This window comes from Catellatospora aurea (assembly GCF_042663325.1).
Lineage (GTDB): Bacteria > Actinomycetota > Actinomycetes > Mycobacteriales > Micromonosporaceae > Catellatospora > Catellatospora aurea.
Genome location: NZ_JBHTAC010000017.1, coordinates 113,637 through 135,113, shown reverse-complemented (window position 1 = coordinate 135,113; position 21,477 = coordinate 113,637). Strand labels below are relative to the sequence as shown.

Genomic DNA, 21,477 nt, shown 5'->3' with positions numbered 1-21,477 from the left:
GTCGATCTCTGCTGCATCTGATCGGTGCACTGACCTATGGCATCGTTCGCCAAGTACCCGGTCGATTCCTCGTCGAGGTGCCGGTACCGTCTGTCTGTGTCGTGCAGACCGGGCTCGGCGGCGCGACACGGCGGACAGGGTGGTTCTGCCGGCGCCGATGTCGCGGAACCGCCGGGCGCTGCGTGTGGTCGATACCTCCAACGACATGGACGGAGGACCGCGATGCGCTGGAAGGCCCTGCCCGCAGCCCTGCTGCTGCTGACCGCCGCCTGCACCCCCGACCGGCCGCCCGCGGCCGCGCCGGGAACACCTGCGGGCAGCCCCACCGGCTCGGCCTCCCTCACGCCCGTCGCCGACTGCGGAACCCATGACCTCGGCCACCGGAGCGAGCTGCCGCCCGCCTCGCTGTCCTGCCTGCTCGACGCCGTCGACCAGCACCGTCCCGCAGTGCTGCGGGCGACGCGGCTGACCATCGAGGGCGACCCGATCCGCTTCACGTACACCGTGCGGCAGGACGGGCAGGTCGAGGTGCTCACCGACACCCGCGAGGACGCCTTCGGGTATCGCGGTGTCATGCGGGAGTTGTGCACCGGTCCGGCCGCAGGACCACCCGTCCTGGATTTCGCCCGGTGCTCCTCCCCAACACCGGTCCGCTGACGCGGCCGCCGCTGCTCACAGCGCGTGAGGCGCTGGCAAGGTGCCCTTCCACTACCGATAGCGATAGGAAGGTGCCCTTCCTTCGCTGGTGGCGCGGCGGGGGGAGGGGCGGGCGGGGGTGGCGGTGGGAGTGGGTGGGTGTTGGAGGTGGAGAGCGGTGGCGTACAGGAAGAGGACGACGCCGAGCATTTCGCAGAGTTCCTCGGCTGAGGCGGCCAGCACGTAGCGCATGGAGGCCCAGCCGGGGGTGAAGCCGATGTTCTCCCGGCCGGTGTACGCGCCCAGCACCTCGATTCCGGCCGCCCCGCCGAGGAACAGCGCGGCCGCGCCGAACATGAGCCAGCGCACCCGCGGTGGCAGGGCGAGCAGGAAGCGCAGGTACGCCAGGCCGAGCCCGAGCACCAGGGGCGCGGCGAGCACCAGCCAGGACAGGTACGACGCCTCGCCCGCGTCGAGCACGTCGGCCTGGGCCCCCAGCTCGTGGAACTGCGAGAACTCGTCCAGCGACAGCCCGGTGAAGACGACCGCGAGCACCCGCCAGTGGCGGCGGAAGCGCGCGTCCGCACCGCCGAGCTGCCACAGCAGCAGCGCGGCGAGGAACAGCAGCCCACTGGAGAACCAGGTGGGCAGGTTCTGCTCCTTGTCGACGTAGAAGAACTTGACGATCCGGCCCCAGTACGGGATGAGGTCGTACACCCCGAAGCCGTGGTAGACGATCGTGAACCCGAGGCTGAGCAGGTGGATCGCGGCCACGCTCCACAGCAGCACGCGGAGCAGCTTCGATGCCGGCACGTCGAGTCTCATGCCTGACCAACGAACCGCCGACGGTCCACAGCACGGTGTACTTGGCTTCCTCCCCCGGGGAGTTTCGTGCCATAGTCACCCGGTGTCCGATACCCCCGCACGGATGCTCGCGCTCGCCGGTGTCCTGATCGCCCTACTGAGCCTGGCCGTGGCGCTGGCCGGTTACCGGCGTACCCGGCTGGCCCCGAGCGCACGGCTGTACCACATCAACAACTTCGGCCCGGGTGACGCCAAGGAGTTCCTGATCGCCACAACGGTGACGAACGGGACACTCGGCGCGGTGCAGGTGGTGACCTGCGAGTTCGAGGTCAAGGGACTGCGCGGGCGGCACATGGTGGGCGGGCAGAGCCGCAAGGGGCCGGAGCTGCCGTACAAGGTGGAGGGTCACCACTCGGCCACCTGGACGGTCCCGGTGACCGACGTGGCCGACTGCTCAAGGTGTACGGCAAGCAGACCGCGAAGATCCGCGCGGTGCTGGCGCTGGGCAGCGGGCGGGACGTCAAGGGCGGCTGGTTCCGCTTCGACCTGGACAAGTGGGCCGCGGGCGGCGAGAAGCCCAAACCTGCCGGGGCGCGGCCGCAGAGCCCGGCGAAGTCGAAGGCCTGAGCCGTGACCGGCGTCGACATGTACTGGCAGCGGGTTCCGGAGGAGGCGTTGGCGGGTTCCCCGCGCCGGTTGTGGGACCGCTCGCCGGTGTTCGACGACACGGCGTACGAGCAGGCCCTGGCCGACGGCACCCTGCGCGCCGTCCCGGAGCACTACCTGCTGCTGGAGGTGCTCTTCGCGGGCAGCCAGGGGCCGGGTCACCCGGTGGCGGGGCTGGTCGTCTCGGGCGGGGCCTGGCATCCGGTCGACCTGTCCGGGGCGTCCGACGACGAGGTCGGCGTGCTCACCGCCGACGAGGTCTGCGCGGTATCGGCGTTCCTGCACGGGGCCGAGCCCGGCTCCTGGATCTCCCGGCGCGAGGGCGAACTGGCCGCCGTGCTGCGCGGTTACTCCACCCGGCCCTGGGACGACCTGCTCGCCCGGCGTCTGGCCTGGCACGCCGACGGCCTCGCCGCGTTCTACCACCACGCGGCCGCCGACGGCGAGGCCGTGGTGAAGGTCCTGGTCGGCTGAGGCCGTGCTCACCACCGCCTACGTCATCGGCTGGTCCGCCGCGGGCAAGCTCGCGGTGATGCCCCGTCCGGCGGGCGGGGAACGCTTGGCGGACGAGGTCGAGAACCTGCGCCGGCACGGGGTCGACACCGTGGTCTCCGCGCTGACCGACGCCGAGTGCGACCTGATGGGCCTGCGGGGCGAGGAGCACGCGGTGCGCGCGGCCGGGATGCGGTTCGTGTCCTTCCCCATCCCCGACTTCGGCGTGCCCGACTTCACGTCGTACCAGGAGTTGACCGCCCGGCTCGCCGAGGAGGTCGCGGCGGGCAGGTTCGTGCTGGCGCACTGCCATGGCGGGATCGGGCGGGCCACCGTCATCGCGGGCGGGGTGCTGATCCGGCTCGGGGCGAGCGCCGCGGACGCGATGGCCGCGATCGGTGCCGCGCGTGGACTTCCGGTCCCGGAGACCGAGCCGCAACGGGCGATCCTGGCGCGGTTGGCCGGGTTGGCGGGTCCTCGCCAGACCTGAGCCCCCCGTGCCGCAAAGCGCGGCGGGGCAACCGATGCCGCGATACGTGCACTGTGGAGCGGTGACATCGGCACTCATAGCAATTTGACTTTTTTACGGATTTCGCCAGCACATGGGCCTTTTGCGGCGCACAGTGATGTCTGGAGCAGCAGTGCGCGGGAGGAAGCGCCGTGGCCACCGCTGTTTCGCGGTTCCGCCGGAGACATTCCGGCAGGACGTTCCCGTGAGGAGGACAAGCGATGGCCGTAGCCAAGGCCGCAGCGAAGAAGGCCCCAGCGAAGAAGGCCGCTGCCAAGAAGGCGGTAGCCAAGAAGGCGCCGAGCCGGCCGGCCGCGGCGAAGAAGGCCGCGCCTGCCAGGAAGACCTCGCCCGCCAAGAAGACCGCCACAGCGCGCAAGACGACCACGGCGAAGAAGACCACCGCCAAGAAGACCACCGCGGCGGCGAAGAAGACCACGGCCGCGCGCAAGACCACGGCGGCCGCCCGCGCCACCGGCGTCAAGAAGGTCACGGCCGCGGTCAAGAAGACGGCCGCGAAGAAGACCACGACGGCGAAGAAGACGACCGCCGCCAAGAAGACGACGCCGCTGAAGAAGGCCGCCACGGCCCGGAAGACGACCACCGCGAAGAAGACCACCGCGGCGAAGAAGACGTCCCCGGCCAAGAAGGCCGCCGTCAAGAAGACTACGGCGGTCAAGAAGACCGCCGCCGCCAAGAAGACCACGGCCGCGAAGAAGGCGACCGCCAAGAAGACCACGGCGGCGGCGCGCAGCACCGGCGTCCGGAGGATCACCGCCGCGGTCAAGAAGACGGCCGCCGCGAAGAAGACCACCGCGGCCCGCAAGACGACGGCCAAGAAGGCGTCGCCTGCCAGAAAGACCACCGCGGCGAAGAAGACCACGGTCGCGAAGAAGACCGCGCCCGCCCGCAAGGCGACGGCCCGCAAGACGACCACGGTCCGCAAGACCACGACCGCGAAGAAGACCTCGCCGGCGCGCACGAGCGCCACTGCGGTCCGGAAGACGACCACCGCCCGGAAGACCACCACGGCGGCGAAGAAGACGACGGCCGCCCGCAAGGCGACCGGGGCGAAGAAGATCACCGCGGGGGTACGCCGGACCGCCACCGGCCGCGCCACGGCGAAGAAGACCATGGCGACCAAGAAGGTGACGCCGATGAAGAAGGCGACCACCGCCCGCAAGAGCGCGCCGGCCCGCAAGGCGATGGCGAAGACCGCCCCGGCCCGCAAGGCCACCATGCGCAAGACGGCGATGAAGAAGATGGCCCGCACGGCCATGCGTTAGCGGGGCAGCGTCGCCCTGATCGGTGTCATCCACAGCGTGACCTGCGGATGGCACCGAGTCGGCGTCACCGCCCGTACGGGCCGGGCCGCGGCGCGCGGACACCTGGTAAGAATGACCAATGGCATACCGCCGACTGCACGCCGAGGCCATCGACTTCACCGCACTGCGTCGCGAGCTGGAACTGCCCGACGGCTTCCCGCCCGCCGCGCAGGCGCAGGCCGAGGCGGCGGCCGCCGAGGTGAAGCTGCCCGACGCCGACCACACCGAGCTGCCCTTCGTCACCATCGATCCGCCCGGCTCCCGCGACCTCGACCAGGCCGTGTGCCTGTTCCGCCGCGACGGCGGCTACCGGGTGCACTACGCCATCGCCGACGTCGCGTCCTACGTCGCCCCGGACAGCCCGCTGGAGGCCGAGACCTGGCGGCGCGGGCAGACGGTGTACCTGCCCGACGGCAAGGTGCCGCTGCACCCGCAAGTGCTCAGCGAGGGCGCGGTCAGCCTGCTGCCCGGCGTGGACCGGGCCGCGGTGGTGTGGACGATCGACGTCTCCGCCGACGGCGACACGGTCGGCGTACGTTTGGAGCGGGCGCGGGTGCGCAGCCGGGCCAAGCTCGCCTACGAGGGTGTGCAGGCCGATGTGGACAAAGGCGTGCTCGCCGAGCCGATCGCGCTGCTGCCGGAGCTGGGCCGGCTGCTGACCGCGCGCGGCCTGGAGCGCGGCGCGATCAACCTGCCCATGCCCGAGCAGGAGATCGAGCCGCACGGCGCGGGCTGGCAGTTGCGCCTGCGCGCCCCGCTGCCGGCCGAGGAGTGGAACGCCCAGATCTCGCTGCTGACCGGCCGCGCGGCCGCGGACATCATGCTGGCGGGGCGGATCGGCCTGCTGCGCACCATGCCCGCCCCGGATCCGGAGGCGGTGGCCCGGCTGCGGATCGCGGCGAAGGGCCTGGGCGTGGACTGGCCCGCGGACCTGACCGTGGGCCAGGTGCTCGCCGGGCTCGACCCGGCCCGGCCCAAGGACGCCGCGTTCGTCGACGAGGCCGCGGAACTGCTGCGCGGAGCCGGGTACACGCCGTTCGCCGGGCAGGTGCCGGAGCAGCCGGAGCACAGCGCCGTCGCGGCGGCGTACGCCCACGTCACGGCTCCGCTGCGGCGCCTGGCCGACCGGTACGTCACCGAGGTGTGCCTGGCCCTGCACGACGGCCGTGAGGTGCCCGCCTGGGCCGCCGCGGCCCTGCCCGAGCTGCCCGCCGTCATGTCCGGCACCGACCGCGTCTCCTCCGCGGCCGAACGCGGCGCGATCGACCTGGTCGAGGCCACCATCCTGGCCGGCCGCGTCGGCGAGACCTTCCCCGCGACCGTGCTCGACACCAACCACGGCAAGCCGGGCGGCACGGTGGCCCTCACCGAGCCCGCGGTCCGCGCCCGCTGCGACGGCCAGCTGACCGCCGGCGACCAGATCACCGTCCGTCTCACCCAGGCCGACCCCACCAAGCGCCTGGTCCGCTTCACCCTCGCCTAGACCGAAGGAAGGGCACCTGCACAACGCTCCGCGTTGTAGCAGGTGCCCTTCTTAACGCTTGTCAGGCGCCGGGCAGCAGATGTGCGGTGTCGTTGACCGAGCGCACCGAGACACCGCCGTCGGGCCACACGTCGACGATCGAGACGCCGGCCGGGTCCAGCAGCAGCCGGTACAGGAACGCGTCGCCCGCCGCGAGCGCGTCGCGCAGGATCAGCTTGATCGGCGACACGTGCGACACGATGACGACCGTCTGGCCCTCGTACGCCTTCTGCAGCTTGCCCATCACCCCGCGCACCCGCTTGGCGACCTGCTGGAACGACTCGCCCTTCGGCGGCGCGACCGAGGTCGAGGCCAGCCAGGCGTCCAGCTCGGCCGGGTACTGCTCGCGCACGTCGCCGAAGGTCAGCCCCTCCCACACGCCGAAGTCGCACTCGATGAGGTCGTTCTCGACGCTCACCGGGATGCCGCCCGCGGCCGACGCGATCGCCGCCGCGGTGGCCTTGCACCGGCTCAGCGGCGAGCTGACCACCCGGTCGGGGCGCATTCCCGCGACCCGCCGTCCGGCGGCCGCGGCCTGCTCCTCCCCCACCGCCGACAGCGGCACGTCACCACGGCCGGAGTAGCGCTTCTGCGCGGTCAGCTCGGTCTCCCCATGCCTGACCAGCACCAGCCGGGTGGCCGGGGCGGTTCGCGGGGCCCAGTCCTCGCGCGGCCGCCCCGCCGCGGCGGTGGAGCCCGCGGCAGAAACAGAGCCGGCGGCCCGACCGGTTCCCGCGGTGCCCTGAGCTGCCGCCCGGCCCGGCCCGGCACCCGTCGCCGCGCCAGCGGCCGGTTCGCCGGATTCAGGGATGGCAGGGAAGGCGTCCGCGTCCCACGCGGTGACGATGCCGAACGCGGTCTCGCCGTCCAGGCTGCCCGTGCCGGCCCCGCCCTTGGCGGCGTCCATGGCCGCGTTGGCCAGGGCGTCGGCGGCCCGGTTGCGCTCACGCGGGATCCACGTGTACGTAACCTGGTCGAACTTGCGCACCAGCGTGGCCACCTCGGCGGCCAGCGGGCGCAACCCCGGGTGCTTGATCTGCCAGCGGCCGGACATCTGCTCGACCACCAGCTTGGAGTCCATCCGCGCCTCGACCTGCGACGCGCCCAGCTCGGCGGCGGCCTGCAGCCCGGCGATGAGGCCCCGGTACTCGGCGACGTTGTTGGTGGTCACGCCCAGTGCGGCGGCCCGTTCGGCGAGCACCTCGCCGCTGGCCGGGTCCCGCACGACCGCGCCGTACCCGGCCGGGCCGGGGTTGCCGCGCGCGCCGCCGTCGGCCTCGACGATGACCTTCCCGATGCTCACAGGCCGGACTCCGCGGTGCGGACCATGATGCGGCGGCACTCCTCGCAGCGCACGACCTCGTCCGGGGCGGCGGTCTTGACCCGGTTGCGGTCCGCGCCGAACAGCTCCAGGCGGCAGCCGCCGCAGCGGCCGTGCTGGACCAGGGCCGCGCCGAGCCCGCCGGACGACTCACGGATCTTGTCGTACAGCTGCACCAGCTCGGCGGGCAGGTCGGCGGCCAGCGGACGGCGGGCGGTCTGCTTCCACTCCGCCTCCTTGGTGATCTCCGCGATGGACTCGTCCCGGCGGGTCTCCGCGGCGATGCGCTTCTCCCGCGCGACGGAGATCTTCTCGTCGACGGCGTCGAGCGCGCCCTGCGCCGTCTCGCGCTTCTCCATCAGCTCCAGCTCGGCGTCCTCAAGCTCCGACTGCCGCCGCTTGAGCGAGCCGATCTCGTGCTCCAGCGCGGTCAGCTCCCGCGCGGGCAGCCGGCCGTCGTCGAGGCGCTGCTGATCCTTGGCACTGCGCTGGCGTACGGTGTCGACCTCGCGCTCCAGCCGGGCGATGTCGCGGTCCAGGTCGTCGACGTCGACCTCGGCGCGGGCCCGTTCGTCCTCCAGCCGGCCGATCGCCTTGCCGAGCACGTCCAGCTCGGCGAACTCCGGCAGGTTCTTGCGCCGGTGCGCCAGCTGCTGCAGCGTGGTGTCGATCGCCTGCAGGTCGAGCAACCGCTGCTGGTCCTTCGGGTCGGCCTTCACGTCGGCACTCCTTCTCTCGCGGTTGTCCAGTTGTCAAAGGCCACGTTCAGGCGACCGGGTCAAGTGTCGCGCAGGCGTGGAACCCGAACGGGTCGGTGGTCGTGTCGGAGACGATGGTCTCAAGTCCGGTCGCCGTACGCAGCCAGGCGGCCAGGGGTGTCAGCCAGGGCCGCTCGGTGGCGTAGTGCCCCGCGTCGACCAGCGCCGGGCCGCCCGAGGCCCGCAGGTCCGCGACGCGGTGGTGTTTGAGGTCCCCCGTCAGGTAGACGTCCACGCCGGCGGCGACGGCGTCGGGGATGAACTCGTCGCCGGACCCGCCGCACACCGCGACGGTGGACACCGGCCGGGCCGGGTCGCCGGAGACGCGTACGCCCCAGTTGGCGACCGGCAGCGCGGCGGCCGCGAGGTGCGCGAACTCGCCCAGGGTCAGCGGCGCGGGCAGGCGGCCGATCCGGCCGAAGCCGCGGCCTTCCTCGGTGGGCCGCAGCGGGCGGGTGTCCAGCAGGCCGAGCGCGTCGGCGAGCGCGTCGCTGACACCGGGCTTGGCCACGTCGGCGTTGGTGTGCGCGACGTACAGCGCCACCCCGTTGCCGATCAGGTCGTGGATGATCCGGCCCTGGTAGGTCGTCGCGGCCACCGACGACACGCCGCTGAGCAGCAGCGGATGGTGCGCGATGATCATGTCGGCGCCGGTGTCGAGCGCCTCGGCGACCGTGCTCGGCAGCACGTCCACCACCGCCAGCACGCGCGTCACCGGCTGCTCGGGACGCCCGGCGACCAGCCCGACGCGGTCCCACGGCTCGGCCCACCGCGGCGGGAACTCGGTCTCCAGCAGTGCGGTGAAAGACGCGACAGTCCAGGTCACCCGGACAGACTACTGCGCAACGGGCGCGGTCCCGCGTGGCGCGGGCGGCGTCAGGCCCCGGGCGGGCAGAGCTTCTCCACCGCGTCCAGGGCCAGCGCCCACGGGAACTCGTGGCGGTACCCGTCGCCCTCGCCGGGGGCGGGCAGTTTCAGCACGTCGTCGCCGTACAGCACGGTGATGCCCCAGCCGCGCAGCCGCACGATGTTCTCCTGGAACGCCGGGTGCCGGGCCATCGCCGCGTTGGTGAACGGCATCGCCACGATCGGCAGCCCCTTGCCCTGGCTCTCCACGATCAGCCCCAGGGCCAGCGTGTCCGCGATGCCCGCACCCCACTTGTTCACGGTGTTCACCGTCGCCGGGGCCACGAGCAGCGCGTCCGGCGGCGGAAGCACGTCAGGATCACCGGGGTTCTTGTAGGTGCTGCGCACCGGGTGCCCGGTCAGCGCCGCGAGCTGCGGCACGTCGACGAACTTGCGCCCGTCCGGCGTGACGACCACGCACACGTCGTACCCGCGCTCCTGCGCGAGCCCGACCAGCAAGCCGACGTCACGGGTCACCGGTGAGCCGCAGGCGATGACGTACAGCACGGGCCGGTTCACACGCCCACCCCCATCTGTTCGGCCAGCTCGGCCAGCGCGGCGGTGGGCGTGCCGCGGGTGCGCCGCAGCACGTCGCTGAGCACCTCGTGGGCGATGGGACGGCAGCGGATCTCGGCGGGCGCCAGCAGATCGCCCTCCAGCAGCATCTCGCCCGCCCGCTCGACGTCGCCGACCTGGGCGAAGCCGCGCGCCATGTCGAGGTAGTGGTGGGCCCGGCGCTCCGGCAGCATCGCGTTGAACGCGGCCGGGTCGAGCCCGTCGTGGATGGCGATGGCGAGGCCGCCCTCGCCCAGCTCGACCGCGGCGGCGGCGCGGTGGACCAGCACGTTGGTCGGGCCGAAGCTGGTCCAGTAGTGGTTCTTGTCGCCGCCGAGCCCGGCCGCCGCGTCCTGGGCCGCGGTCAGCAGGTCGCGCATGGTCGCGCTGTCGCCGATGCAGGAGGCGGCCATCGCGCCCTGCAGCAGCAGGAAGCCGTACACCGAGAGCTGGTCGTCGGCGGTCTCGCCCGGGGTCGGGCAGAGCCGGTTGGCGATGTTGACGTTGACTTCGAGAGCGGCCCGGTGCCGGCCCAGTGCCCGCAGCGCGTTGGCGACCCGGGTGGTGGCCACCCCGGCGAGCAGCTGGTCGCCGGCCCGCTGCGACACCGCGATGGAGCGGTCCGCGGCCAGCCAGCTCAGGTCCAGCTCGCCGAGCTTGCGCAGCACCGACGACGCCAGCTGGTACACCTGGCCGAGCAGGTGCGCGGCCTCGCGGGAGTCGTCGGAGTGGGCGTACGCCGTGTCGGCGGCCTGGGCGTCGCGCAGCAGCTTGGGCAGCGCGCGGGCGAGCACGCCGTAGCGGCCGTGCTCCCAGGTCTGCCAGGCGTGCAGGGCGGCCTTGCGCATCTCCGCGATCGGCGGCGGCTCGGGGGCCGCGTAGAAGAACGCGCTGATCTGGTCGTAGCGCTCCAGCGCGGAGCGGATCTCGGCGACCTCGATCTGGTCGATGCAGTTCATGCTGTCGGGCCGGCGCTCCGGGTCCTTGCCCAGCAGCAGCTGGACGTCGAGCTGGAGCACGTCGGCGATCTCGTACACGACCGAGAACTTGTCGAGCCGGCGCACGCCGCGCTCCACCTTGTCCACCCAGCTCTTCGACTTGCCCAGGCGGTCGGCGAAGACCTGCTGCGACATCTTCCGGCGGTTGCGCCAGTACGACACCCGGCGCCCTATCGGCAGCTCGTCCATCCTCCAGCCCTCCCCTCATCGGGTCGGTCTGACCGAGTCGCACAGTCTGTGCGCCCACATCCGGTCCGACACTCGTATCTTCAGATGCAAGTTGCAGTTGGACAATGCATTCAGACGGTTGCTCTGGACTGTTGTCGATGTAACGACGACTCGACACGTCGGTGACGGCTTTCGTGGATGTCGATCTCCGGGATCGGCTCACTTAACCCGGAAGAGGGGGTCGGACTCATGCGGTGGCCACAGGCGCCGTTCGGCAAAGGCCTGTTACGGCGGCGGTTGCGCCTGGCGGCGCAGCGTTTCGCCGAACACGGCTGGGCGGTGATGCCAGGCGGATACTTCAACGGCCGGCGCATGGCCTGCGACCGCACGAACTGCTTCGCCACCAGCAGCCATCCGCTGTACGACGATTGGGAGACCCGGTCGAGCACCAGGTCCGAGCAGTTCGACGAGTGGTGGAGCGAGCGCCCGCACGCGCTGCTGCTGCCCACCGGATACGCCTTCGACGTGCTGGAGGTGCCCGCCCTGCTCGGCTCACGGGCCGTGTGCGGGCCGCCGACCGGCCCCGGCCGCGCGACGTCCGCGGGCCGCGTACGCGGACCCGTCGCGGTCACCGCCGCGGGCAGCTGGATGTTCCTGATGCGCTCGGGCGGCACGTTGGCCCCCGAACTGGACCACCGGGTCGACGTGGTGCGCCACTCCATCGGCTCGTGGATCCCCGCCCCGCCCACGGTCCTGCCCGACGGGCCGATCCGCTGGAAGGTGTCGCCGCAGAGCATCGGCTGGCAACTGCCCGACCCGGACGAGTTCCAGTCCGCCCTCGTACAGGCGCTGGTGGCGCTCGACGCCTCGTTCCTCGACCTGCCCGTCACCGCGCGCCGCCGGCTCGCCCCGAAGGCCCTGCCCCGGCCCGCCGCCCTCAAACCCACCCCGACCCTGCGCCGAGCAGTCTGAGCAGCAGCCCTGCCACCCCTCGAACCCGCCCGGTGACGCGCACCGGGCAGCGACCGCCCGTCAGCGCGGTCGTTAGGTGAGGTATCGAGGAGGTCCGACATGGCACCTGACAACGTAGAACGGCACCTGGCGCACGTCGAGTCCCAATTTGGGGTCATACGATCGTCCGCCGCCCGCTGGGCAGGCACCCGACCCGCCGGCACCCGCCCGCACGGCTCCCGCCCCTCCGGCTCCCGCCCCACCAGCACCCACCGCCCACCCCGCTAAAAGGAAGGGCACCTTCCCATCGGTATCCGTAGAGGAAGGGCACCTTCTTAACTTCGCACCACTCGCACGCTGGTACGGAACCCCCTCCTCAGGGTCGCGGCCTCGGCGACGATCCGGCGTACCTCTTCCGGGCGACCCGCCACGAACGAGGGCGTGAAGTGCAGCACCTGTACGCCGTGGCGGCCGAGCAGGTTGTGCCGCTCCAGCGAACGGGCCCAGTCCTCGGGGCTCAGCTGGAACTCGCGGGAATCCACCTCGATCGCCAGCGCCGCGCCCGGCACGTACCCGTCGGGCGTGGGCAGCGGCGTACCGTCCGCCAGCACCAGCCGCGGATTCCACAGCACGGTGCCTACCTCCGGCAGATTGGCAAGCAGGGCTCGGGCCTGCGCCTCGGGCGCTGAACGCGCGCCGCCGGCGATCTCGGCCAGCACCTTGCGCACCACCGCGGTGCGGCTGCGCCCCGCTCGCCGGATCTCCAGGTCGAGCCCCTTCATCGGCACCCGGAACCGCTGCACCGCCTCCGCCATGACCGCCCGGACTATCCGCAGCTCGCGCAGCTCACGACAGGTGTCGACGACCGCGCGGGCCGGGCTGGCCACCCGGTAGTGCTCGGCGTGCCGGGCACGGCTGTCCAGGGACAGGGCCCGCTTCACGACGGCGAAGCCGTTGGAGCGGCAGCGGGTGGCGTGCGGGACGAGCAGGTTCACCTCGGGCGCGGGCGGCAGGGCGCGGAAGCCGTACCAGGACAGCGCGCTGGGGCCGGTGATCTGCGCGTCGGGACCCGCGTACAGGGTCGCCGCGACGCGGCGCTGCTCGTCGGTGAGCGTGCCGCCGTGCACGCAGTAGACGCCCGCGAGCACCCGCTGCCAGCGTCCGGTCTGGATCCGGCGGTAGATCATCATGTCGGTGTGCCCGGTGGCGAGCACCTGCGCTCGGGTGAGCAGTTGCTGCTGGCGGTGCGCGAGCTCGTCCAGCGCGGCGGCGGAGTCGGAAGTCATGCACGGCAGAGTCGCCATCGCCGCCACGACGAACAACCGCACGACCCGGCCCACCTGTGGACGAATCACCGCTTGTGGAAAACCGCCGCAGCCGGTGTGGATCTGCTATGCGCCACGCCGTCGACCCAATGCGCAGCGGGTCTTCCCGCACTGCGGTTCCCGCGTTGCGGCTGTGTCTGCACCATGCGCCGCCGGCCGCATCCGACCGCAATGTTCCAGCTCAAGCCGCCCACGGCGTTAAGAAGGGCACCTTCCATAACGCGGAGCGTTAAGAAGGTGCCCTTCCTTTGTCCGAGACCTGGCTAGAGGGTGGTGGTCCAGCCGTGGGGGTCGGCGGCGCGGCCGTACTGGATGTCGACGAGGGTCTGGCGCAGGCCGGCGGTGACCGGGCCGGTGCCGCCGTCGCCGAGCTTGAACTCGCCGTCGACGCCGCGCACGGTGCCGATCGGGGTGAGCACGGCGGCGGTGCCGCAGGCGAAGGTCTCCACGATCTCGCCACTGCGCGCGCCGTCACGCCACTCGTCGATGGTGACCGGGCGCTCCTCGACCTGGCGGCCCTGCTCGCGGGCGAGCGTGATGACCGAGTCGCGGGTGATGCCGGGCAGGATCGAGCCGTTCAGCTCCGGCGTGAACATCGAGCCGTCCTTGCGGACGAAGAAGACGTTCATGCCGCCCAGCTCGTCGACGTACTTGCGCTCCACGGCGTCGAGGAAGACGACCTGGTCGCAGCCGTGCTCGGCGGCCTGCGCCTGGGCCAGCAGCGAGGCGGCGTAGTTGCCGCCGCACTTGGCCGCGCCGGTGCCGCCGGGCGAGGCCCGGGTGTACTCGTCGGACACCCAGATGGTGACCGGCTTGAGCCCGCCCGAAAAGTACGGCCCGACCGGCGACGCGATCACGCAGTACAGGTACTCCCGGGCCGGGCGCACCCCGAGGAAGACCTCGCTGGCGTACTGGAACGGGCGCAGGTAGAGGCTGCCCTCGGTGCTCGTCGGGATCCACTCCTGGTCGGCGCGGACCAGTTCGCGGACCGAGTTGACGAACAGGTCCTCCGGCAGCGGGGCCATCGACATGCGGTGCGCCGACTGGGCGAACCGGCGGGCGTTGGCGTCCGCGCGGAAGAAACCGACCTGGCCGTCGGCCCGGCGGTACGCCTTCATGCCCTCGAAGATCTCCTGGGCGTAGTGCAGTACGGCCGTGGCCGGGTCCATCGGGATCGGCGCCCGCGCCTCGACGCGCGCGTCGTACCAGCCCTTGCCCTCGGCGTACCGGATGGTCACCATGTGATCGGTGAAGACCCGCCCGAAACCGGGGTTGGCCAGCAGCGCCTCGCGCTCCGTGGCCGATACCGGCTGCGAACTCGGACGGATCTCGAAGTCGATCGTGCCACCGCCACTCATGCGCGCTGCCCTCCATCGTTCGGGGATCTGGGGGAAAACTTACCTCTAACGGTCGTTCAACCCCAGCCCGGCCGATGACCTGGGCAGTTTGTACGCATCCACCCCGGTCACCGCACGGACCGGAGCCCTGCGGTCATGCTACGAGTACGGATACCCGGTCGCCGACCTCGGCGGTGCGGATCGGCTCGCCGGTGCGCCCGGAGAGCTCCGTCGCCACGGCCTCCTCGATCTTGCGAGCCTCGTCGGGGTGGCCCAGGTGCTCCAGGCACAGCGCCACCGACAGGATCGCCGCCACGGGGTCGGCCTTGCCCTGGCCCGCGATGTCCGGAGCAGAGCCGTGCACCGGCTCGAACATCGACGGGAACGCCCGGGTCGGGTTGATGCAGCCGCTCGCGGCCAGGCCGATGCCACCGGTGACGGCGGCCGCGATGTCGGTGAGGATGTCGCCGAACAGGTTGTCGGTGACGATCACGTCGTAGCGCTGCGGGTTGGTCACCATGAACATGGCCGCCGCGTCGACGTGCTGGTATTCCGTCGCGATGTCCGGGAACTCCTTCGCCACCTCGGCGAAGGTGCGCGCCCACAGGCCGCCCGCGTGGGTCAGCACGTTGGTCTTGTGCACCATGGTGACCTTGCGGCGGGTCCGGCCGGCAGCCCGCGCGAAGGCATCGCGGATGACCCGCTCCACGCCGTGGCGGGTGTTCAGGCTCTCCTCGGTGGCGATCTCCGCCGGGGTGCCCCGGTGCAGGCCGCCGCCGGCGCCCGCGTACAGGCCCTCGGTGCCCTCGCGCACGACGACGAAGTCGATCTCGCCCGGCTTGACGTTCGCCAGCGGGCCCGCGGTCCCGGGCCACAGGCGCGACGGACGCAGGTTGACGTACTGGTCGAAGTCGAAGCGCAGCTTGAGCAGCAGGCCCCGCTCCAGCACACCCGGCGGCACGCTGGGGTCGCCGACCGCACCGAGCAGGATCGCGTCGTGCTGGGCCAGCTCGTCGCGCACCGAGTCCGGGAACACCTCACCGGTCCGGTGGTAACGCGCCGCGCCCAGGTCGTACGGAGTGGTCTCCACGCCCGGCAGCACCGCGTCGAGGACCTTGAGCCCCTCCGCCACCACCTCGGCGCCGATACCGTCCCCTGCCACGACCGCGATCCGCATGCCAGCCCGCTCCCTACCGCTCATGCCACATGTCTACCGAACGTTAAGCCCCGCTCCCACCCAACGGTACATCCGTTCCACCATGTGGACTTCGCGGTCAGGGATTGCGGTGGTCGCCGAGCAGCCGGCCGCTGCGGATCAGGGGGCGCTTGGAGACGCCGCGTACGGCCCGCCCGGGCTCCTCGTCGGGCTGGCTGCTGCGCACGAACAGGGTCACCGTGACCGCGGGCGCAAAGCCGTTGCGCGACATGAGCGTCGCCGACGCGCTGTTGGACGACTCGACGTCGGTCACCACCCGGCTCGCCCCGCCCGCGAACAGCGCCTCGCAGCAGGCGTTCACCAGCCGCCCAGCGATGCCCCTGCCCTGGTACGCCGGGTCCACCGCGATCCACTCCAGGTAGCCCCAGTCGTCGCGCAGCTCGAAGGTCTGCGAGCCGAGCACGAAGCCGACCACCTTGGCGCCGTCCAGTGCCACCCAGCACGCGCTGTCGCCGCTGTCCAGGTGCTCGGCGACGGCGGTCAGCGACCACGAGGTGTACGGCTTCACCGTCGTGTCGAAGACCCGGTAGCCGAGGTCGAGGACCTGGCGCAGGTGCTCGAAGCCGACCGGCGCGATGACGATCTCCGTCGGGGACGACTCACTCATGCCGGAATGCTGCCATGAACCCGCCTCGATCGGCCGGATTACCGCCGTGACCAGGAGCAGCGCGCGGGCACCGCAAACATGTGAGATAACTAACCGACCGATCGTTCTTATTGATTGCTAACCTGCCGCCATGAAGGCAGCGATCCTGATGACCGGTCGGCTCCTCAACGCCGCCGCCGTGCTCGCCCCGCCCCTCGCCCGGCGTGTGGCGTACAAACTCTTCTTCCGCCCGGCCGACCGCGCCGCGGTCCACCCTCGCGAGCAGGACGTGCACGCGGCGGCCGCGGTCGCAGAGGTCGATCTCGACGGTGTCCCGGTCGCGACCTACAGCTGGGGCGACGGCAGCCGGCCGGTGCTGCTCGTGCACGGCTGGAGCTCGCGCGGCTCCCGGTTCGCCGGGATGATCGCCGACCTGCTCGACCGCGGCTACAGCCCGGTCACCTTCGACGCGCCCGGCCACGGCGACTCCGGCGGCACCACGACCAACCTGCTCCAGTACGAACGCATCATTCGCGGGCTGCAGGACCGGCACGGCGACTTCGCGGCGGTCGTCGCCCACTCCTTCGGCGTCCCCTGCGCCTTCCACGCCCTGCGCACCGGACTGCGCGCGGGCTGCCTGGTCGCGGTCGCCGGTCCCGCCGAGTTCGACCACCTGGTCACCGAGTTCGCCCGGCAGTTGCGCCTGCGCCCCTCACTCGCCCGGCACCTGCGCGAGCACTCGGTGCGCGACCTCGGTGTCGACGACCTGTGGACCCGCTTCTCCAGCGTGTTCGAACCGGCGGCGCTGGCGGTCCCGCTGCTCGTCGTGCACGACACCGACGACGACGTGGTCGGCGTCGACCACGCCCACCGGATCCACGCCGCCTATCCGGGCTCACAACTGCTGATCACCAGTGGACTGGGGCACCGCCGGGTCCTCGGCGATCCGCGCATCGTCGACCCGATCGGCGCGTTCCTCGACACCCACGCTCCGGTCGCCGTCCAGCGATCCGCCTACCCGCTCTGACACCGCAATCACCGCGAACCGCCCACGACAGCAGGCGCAGTGCGTTGATCCGTTTTCGTGGACGCTGGACGCCCCTACAGGGGCACCGGGCGTCCACAAAAACGGATCAACAGCCGTGGCCGCTCACCACCAGCCCCAGCCGCCCTGCGCGCCGGACGCGGGCGGGTGGGTCGCCTGGTAGGCCAGTGCCGCGGCCAGCAGCCCGTCGGCGGGCTCGCGCAGCAGGTGCTCGTCAACCACGATCCACCGGTCGCCGCCGCGCAACCCCCACAGCAGATACCGGCGCGACCAGGCCGGGTAGGTGCTCAGCGCCACGATCCGGTCCGGGTCGCGCACCTGCACGGCCAGGCCCACGCCGTCGCGCGTGCTCGGGCCGACGGCGTGCAGGCCGACGACCTCGGTCCAGGGCACGGTGACCCGCAGCCGCCGGATCCAGATGCCCGCCTCGTCCACCCGGACCGCGGGCCCGCGGTCGAAGGGCCGCAGCCGGTACGCATGGACCAGGCTGATCAACGCAGGCACGAGCAGGGTGAGCGCCCACACGATCGCCCAGCCGCGTAGGGCGCCCCAGTCGAACGGCTCCCCCGGGAACGCCTCCGCCTGCAGGTCACGCTCCATGTCCCACGTGTCGATCATCATGTACAGGTACACGACCGGCACGCCGAACAGGGGTATGGCGATGAGCGGCAGGCCGATCCCGGACTGCCGTCCTTCCGTCGGCACCGCGCCGCGGGTGTCCCGCAGCGCGGCGGCCACCCGGGCGGGCGCGACGGTCCGGGCCCATCGCCCGCGGGCGATCTCGACGCCCATCAGGCCGGCCGACGCGAGCACCATCGCCCCGATGCCCGCGAGGCGCACCCATGACTCTGCCGGGCCGTCGCGCCAGGTGACCAGCAGCACCACGGGCACGAGCGCCAGGACCAACCAGGCCGACCACCTGCTGCCGCGCAGCCAGGCGTGGTGGCGGGCGATCATGGCGTCCTGCACCGCCGGGTCGGCGGGCAACGTTGCGGCGCGGCCCGTGCGGCGGACTTCGGCGCGCAGGGTCGCGGGCAGTTCGCGCCATGCGGTGATGGGCTCGGTCATCGGCATGACCGGCATTCTGCTGCCCGGCCCCGGTGGCCGACGAGAGGAATCATGCCGACGAGAGTGCGCCACTCGGGCAAGAAATTCTGCCCCGGTACGCAGTTCGGCCCGGTGAGCTGCGGCAACAGCTCACCGGGCCGAACGGTGCTCGTCTGGCTGCTCGTCACCCGCCGCGGCAGGGGTCACCCGAAGACCCGTCCCGAACGCGTGACAAGCGTGTCCGCAGTGGACACCTGTGCAGGTTACCCAGCGGACAACACGCTACGCAAGCGCCTGCTCACTCTTCGGTGAGATCAACCGCGCTGACCGACGCCGCGCCGATGTTCTCGGCGGCACGCTGCAGCAGGTCGGCCGCGACCGGCGAGTCGACGGTCAGCGTCATCAGCGCCTCGCCGCCGGCCTCGCGCCGGGCCACCTGCATCGCCGCGATGTTCACGCCGACCGCGCCGAGCACGGTGCCGACCGCGCCCACCACACCGGGCCGGTCCGCGTAGCGGAAGAACAGCAGGTTGCCGTCGGCGTCCAGCTCCAGGTCGAAGCCGTCCAGCTCGGTCAGCTTGATCTGCTCGCGCAGGCCGTGGGTGACCACCGCGCCGGCGACCGAGACGGTACGCCCGTCCGGCAGCGCGCCGCGCACCGTCACCAGGTTCTTGTGCTCGTTGACCTCGGGGTTGGTGGTCAGGTCGATCTCGACGCCCCGGTCGGCCGCGATCAGCGGCGCGTTGACATAGGTGACCTGCTCCTCGACGATCGCGCTGAACAGGCCCTTGCTGGCGGCCAGCTTCAGCACCGACACGTCGTGCAGGTTCACGATCTCGCCGCGCACCTCGATGGTGACCCCGGCGGCCACGCCACCGGCCACGGCGGTGAAGACCTTGCCGAGCTTCTCGGCCAGCGGCAGCAGCGGCCGCACCTCCTCGGCGACCACGCCACCGGCCTGGACGTTCACCGCGTCCGGCACGAACTCGCCCTGCAGGGCCAGCTTGACGCTCTTGGCCACGGCCAGGCCGGCCTTGTCCTGCGCCTCGTGCGTCGACGCGCCCAGGTGCGGCGTGGCGACCACGTTGTCGAACGCGAACAGCGGCGACGTGGTGCACGGCTCCTTGAGGTACACGTCGATGCCGGCGCCGGCGACCCGGCCCTCGGCCAGCGCGTCGGCCAGCGCCTCCTCGTCGATCAGGCCGCCGCGCGCGGCGTTGATGATCCGCACGTCCGGCTTGACGAGCTGGAGCTCCTTCGCGCCGATCAGGCCGACGGTCTCCGGGGTCTTCGGCAGGTGGATCGAGATGAAGTCACTCTCGCGGAGCAGCTCCTCCAGGCCGACCAGGCGCACGCCCAGCTGCGCCGCGCGGGCGGGCTGCACGTAGGGGTCGTACGCGATCAGGCGGGTGCCGAACGCGGCGATGCGCTGCGCGAACAGCACGCCGATGCGGCCCAGGCCGACCACGCCGACGGTCTTGCCCTGCAGCTCGACACCGGTGTACTTCGAGCGCTTCCACTCGCCGTTCTTCAGCGCCGACGACGCCGAGGCGGTGTTGCGGGCGACGGCCAGCAGCAGCGCGATGGCCTGCTCGGCGGCCGAGACGATGTTCGAGGTCGGCGCGTTGACGACCATCACGCCACGGGCGGTGGCGGCGGGCACCTCGACGTTGTCCAGGCCCACGCCCGCGCGGGCGACGACCTTCAGGCGCGGCGCGGCCGCGATCGCCTCGGCGTTGATCTGGGTGGCACTGCGCACGATCACGGCGTCGGCGTCGGCCAGCGCGGCAAGCAGTGCCGCCCGGTCCGTGCCGTCGACGTGACGCACGTCGAAGTCGTGCGCCAGCACGTCGAGCGCGGCGGGAGCGAGTTCTTCGGCAATGAGAACGACGGGAGTCACAGCTTGCCTCACGGAGAGAGTTGGATGACTTCAGCCCGGTTCGCCGCACTGCGTGTCGGGCCCTACCCCCGCGATGCTACGGGCTCGCGGGCGCTTCGCATGTCCAAGCCACCGCGTGACGGTACTCACGTTCGTGCTGCTCAGTCCGTTTCCGGCGCTCTTTGGAACCGGTCAAGAACGCGCTGCGCGCGCCGGAAAGCGCTGACCGGGCGAAACGGCATGATCAAGAAAAACCGGGCCGTACCCAGGGATCGCCTGGGCACGGCCCGGTAAGCCCGCCCGCAAGGTTGCGCGGGCGGACACCTATGGGAGAGGAAAGTCTTTACGCGGTCTCGGTGATCGGCCGGTCGACCCAGCTCATCATGGCCCGCAGCTTGGCGCCGGTCTCCTCGATCGGGTGCACCGCGCCCTGCTCCTGCAGCTTGGTGAAGTTCGGGCGGCCGTTGTCGTCCTCGGCGACCCACTCGCGCGCGAACTCGCCGTTCTGGATCTCGCCGAGGATGCGCTTCATCTCCTCCTTGACCCGGCCGTCGATGACGCGCGGGCCGCGGGTGACGTCGCCGTACTCGGCGGTGTCGGAGACGCTGTAGCGCATACGGGCGATGCCGCCCTCGTACATCAGGTCCACGATCAGCTTCAGCTCGTGCAGGCACTCGAAGTACGCCACCTCGGGCGCGTACCCGGCCTCGGTCAGCACCTCGAAGCCCGCCTGGACCAGCGCGGACGCGCCACCGCAGAGGACGGCCTGCTCACCGAACAGGTCGGTCTCGGTCTCCTCCTTGAAGGTGGTCTTGATGACGCCGGCCCGGCTGCCGCCGATCGCCTTGGCGTACGACAGGGCCAGGGCCTGCGCGCCGCCGGTCGGGTCCTGCTCGATGGCGATGAGGCAGGGCACGCCCTTGCCGTCGACGTACTGGCGGCGCACCAGGTGGCCGGGGCCCTTCGGGGCGACCATCGCCACGTCCACGTCCGCGGGCGGGGTGATCAGGCCGTAGCGGATGTTGAAGCCGTGGCCGAAGAACAGCGCCTTGCCCGAGGTCAGGTTCGGGGCGATCGACTCGGCATAGATGAAGCGCTGCGCGGTGTCCGGCGCCAGCAGCATGATGACGTCGGCCTCGGCCGCCGCCTCGGCCGGCGTGACCACGCGCAGGCCCTGCTCCTCGGCCTTGGCGCGGCTCTTCGAGCCCTCCTTGAGCCCGACGCGCACGTCGACACCCGAGTCGCGCAGCGACAGCGCGTGGGCGTGACCCTGGCTGCCGTACCCGATCACCGCGACCTTGCGGCCCTGGATGATCGACAGGTCCGCGTCGTCGTCGTAGAAGATCTCAACCATTCTCGTTCCCTCTCAAGGTCACTCGCCGGGCCAGGGCATCTTCGCCCCGACCCCCGGCGGCAGGTGCACGCGGCCATC

The 21,477-nt window shown here is 71.7% G+C and carries 21 protein-coding genes; 8 read left to right on the top strand and 13 right to left on the bottom strand.

Annotation, left to right across the window (positions count from 1 at the left end):
* Positions 1-222 precede the first annotated feature (222 nt).
* On the top strand, positions 223-657 hold the full coding sequence (locus tag ACFQO7_RS18810) for a DUF4362 domain-containing protein (protein WP_376807562.1): 435 nt from the start codon (positions 223-225) through the stop codon (positions 655-657).
* 51 nt (positions 658-708) lie between these two features.
* On the opposite strand, the gene ACFQO7_RS18805 is transcribed toward ACFQO7_RS18810, so the two are convergent.
* Complete coding sequence (locus tag ACFQO7_RS18805; protein WP_376807561.1) at positions 709-1,461, bottom strand: hypothetical protein; 753 nt, start codon at positions 1,459-1,461, stop codon at positions 709-711.
* 438 nt (positions 1,462-1,899) lie between these two features.
* On the opposite strand from ACFQO7_RS18805, the gene ACFQO7_RS18800 reads away from it, so the two are divergent.
* The 5 genes from ACFQO7_RS18800 to ACFQO7_RS18780 all read left to right on the top strand — a co-directional run bounded on the left by ACFQO7_RS18800 (position 1,900) and on the right by ACFQO7_RS18780 (position 5,914).
* Positions 1,900-2,067 carry a hypothetical protein gene (locus tag ACFQO7_RS18800; RefSeq protein ID WP_376807560.1) on the top strand — a complete coding sequence of 56 codons (168 nt, stop codon included), beginning with the start codon at positions 1,900-1,902 and terminating at the stop codon, positions 2,065-2,067.
* Positions 2,068-2,070: 3 nt separating this feature from the next.
* Positions 2,071-2,580 carry a hypothetical protein gene (locus tag ACFQO7_RS18795; RefSeq protein WP_376807559.1) on the top strand — a complete coding sequence of 170 codons (510 nt, stop codon included), beginning with the start codon at positions 2,071-2,073 and terminating at the stop codon, positions 2,578-2,580.
* Positions 2,581-2,584: 4 nt separating this feature from the next.
* A complete protein-coding gene (locus ACFQO7_RS18790) occupies positions 2,585-3,088 on the top strand; it encodes a protein-tyrosine phosphatase family protein (protein WP_376807558.1) in 504 nt (167 codons plus the stop codon).
* Between the two features lie 239 nt (positions 3,089-3,327).
* Positions 3,328-4,392, top strand: coding sequence for a hypothetical protein (locus ACFQO7_RS18785; RefSeq protein WP_376807557.1), 1,065 nt, complete (start codon positions 3,328-3,330; stop codon positions 4,390-4,392).
* Positions 4,393-4,510: 118 nt separating this feature from the next.
* Positions 4,511-5,914, top strand: a complete 1,404-nt coding sequence (locus tag ACFQO7_RS18780; RefSeq protein ID WP_376807556.1) for an RNB domain-containing ribonuclease — start codon at positions 4,511-4,513, stop codon at positions 5,912-5,914.
* 61 nt (positions 5,915-5,975) lie between these two features.
* Here ACFQO7_RS18780 and ACFQO7_RS18775 read toward each other — a convergent pair whose 3' ends face one another.
* From ACFQO7_RS18775 to ACFQO7_RS18755, 5 genes are read right to left on the bottom strand one after another with little or no spacing between them, the layout of a single operon-like run.
* Complete coding sequence (locus ACFQO7_RS18775) at positions 5,976-7,256, bottom strand: bifunctional RNase H/acid phosphatase (protein ID WP_376807555.1); 1,281 nt, start codon at positions 7,254-7,256, stop codon at positions 5,976-5,978.
* A complete protein-coding gene (locus tag ACFQO7_RS18770; RefSeq protein WP_376807554.1) occupies positions 7,253-7,993 on the bottom strand; it encodes a zinc ribbon domain-containing protein in 741 nt (246 codons plus the stop codon). Before ACFQO7_RS18770 ends, ACFQO7_RS18775 begins: the two co-directional genes overlap by 4 nt.
* A 46-nt stretch (positions 7,994-8,039) precedes the next feature.
* A complete protein-coding gene (locus tag ACFQO7_RS18765; RefSeq protein ID WP_376807553.1) occupies positions 8,040-8,858 on the bottom strand; it encodes a Nif3-like dinuclear metal center hexameric protein in 819 nt (272 codons plus the stop codon).
* Positions 8,859-8,908: 50 nt separating this feature from the next.
* Positions 8,909-9,457: a flavoprotein gene (locus tag ACFQO7_RS18760; RefSeq protein ID WP_376807552.1), complete on the bottom strand. Its 549-nt coding sequence runs from the start codon at positions 9,455-9,457 to the stop codon at positions 8,909-8,911.
* Positions 9,454-10,680: a helix-turn-helix domain-containing protein gene (locus ACFQO7_RS18755; protein WP_360520611.1), complete on the bottom strand. Its 1,227-nt coding sequence runs from the start codon at positions 10,678-10,680 to the stop codon at positions 9,454-9,456. The genes ACFQO7_RS18760 and ACFQO7_RS18755 overlap by 4 nt, the downstream gene beginning before the upstream one ends.
* 228 nt (positions 10,681-10,908) lie before the next feature.
* On the opposite strand from ACFQO7_RS18755, the gene ACFQO7_RS18750 reads away from it, so the two are divergent.
* On the top strand, positions 10,909-11,631 hold the full coding sequence (locus ACFQO7_RS18750) for a bifunctional DNA primase/polymerase (RefSeq protein WP_376807551.1): 723 nt from the start codon (positions 10,909-10,911) through the stop codon (positions 11,629-11,631).
* 314 nt (positions 11,632-11,945) lie between these two features.
* Here the strand turns inward: ACFQO7_RS18750 and ACFQO7_RS18745 are convergent, their stop codons facing one another.
* The 4 genes from ACFQO7_RS18745 to ACFQO7_RS18730 all read right to left on the bottom strand — a co-directional run bounded on the left by ACFQO7_RS18745 (position 11,946) and on the right by ACFQO7_RS18730 (position 16,095).
* Positions 11,946-12,896 (bottom strand): type IV toxin-antitoxin system AbiEi family antitoxin domain-containing protein, encoded by a 951-nt coding sequence (locus ACFQO7_RS18745; protein WP_376807550.1) that lies wholly within the window; start codon positions 12,894-12,896, stop codon positions 11,946-11,948.
* Between the two features lie 302 nt (positions 12,897-13,198).
* A complete protein-coding gene (locus ACFQO7_RS18740; protein WP_376807549.1) occupies positions 13,199-14,293 on the bottom strand; it encodes a branched-chain amino acid aminotransferase in 1,095 nt (364 codons plus the stop codon).
* Between the two features lie 133 nt (positions 14,294-14,426).
* On the bottom strand, positions 14,427-15,449 hold the full coding sequence (locus ACFQO7_RS18735; protein ID WP_361043057.1) for a 3-isopropylmalate dehydrogenase: 1,023 nt from the start codon (positions 15,447-15,449) through the stop codon (positions 14,427-14,429).
* A 97-nt stretch (positions 15,450-15,546) separates the two neighbouring features.
* Complete coding sequence (locus ACFQO7_RS18730) at positions 15,547-16,095, bottom strand: GNAT family N-acetyltransferase (RefSeq protein ID WP_360520626.1); 549 nt, start codon at positions 16,093-16,095, stop codon at positions 15,547-15,549.
* A 130-nt stretch (positions 16,096-16,225) separates the two neighbouring features.
* Between ACFQO7_RS18730 and ACFQO7_RS18725 the strand changes: the two genes are divergently transcribed.
* Entirely contained in the window at positions 16,226-17,101 is an 876-nt protein-coding gene (locus tag ACFQO7_RS18725) for an alpha/beta fold hydrolase (RefSeq protein WP_376807548.1), read from the top strand.
* Positions 17,102-17,224: 123 nt separating this feature from the next.
* Here ACFQO7_RS18725 and ACFQO7_RS18720 read toward each other — a convergent pair whose 3' ends face one another.
* The 3 genes from ACFQO7_RS18720 to ilvC form a co-directional block, all read right to left on the bottom strand.
* Positions 17,225-18,193: a hypothetical protein gene (locus ACFQO7_RS18720; protein WP_376807547.1), complete on the bottom strand. Its 969-nt coding sequence runs from the start codon at positions 18,191-18,193 to the stop codon at positions 17,225-17,227.
* A gap of 271 nt (positions 18,194-18,464) precedes the next feature.
* Positions 18,465-20,066 carry a phosphoglycerate dehydrogenase gene (serA, locus tag ACFQO7_RS18715; protein WP_376807546.1) on the bottom strand — a complete coding sequence of 534 codons (1,602 nt, stop codon included), beginning with the start codon at positions 20,064-20,066 and terminating at the stop codon, positions 18,465-18,467.
* Positions 20,067-20,388: 322 nt separating this feature from the next.
* Positions 20,389-21,399, bottom strand: coding sequence for a ketol-acid reductoisomerase (ilvC, locus tag ACFQO7_RS18710; RefSeq protein ID WP_203693581.1), 1,011 nt, complete (start codon positions 21,397-21,399; stop codon positions 20,389-20,391).
* Positions 21,400-21,477 lie beyond the last annotated feature (78 nt).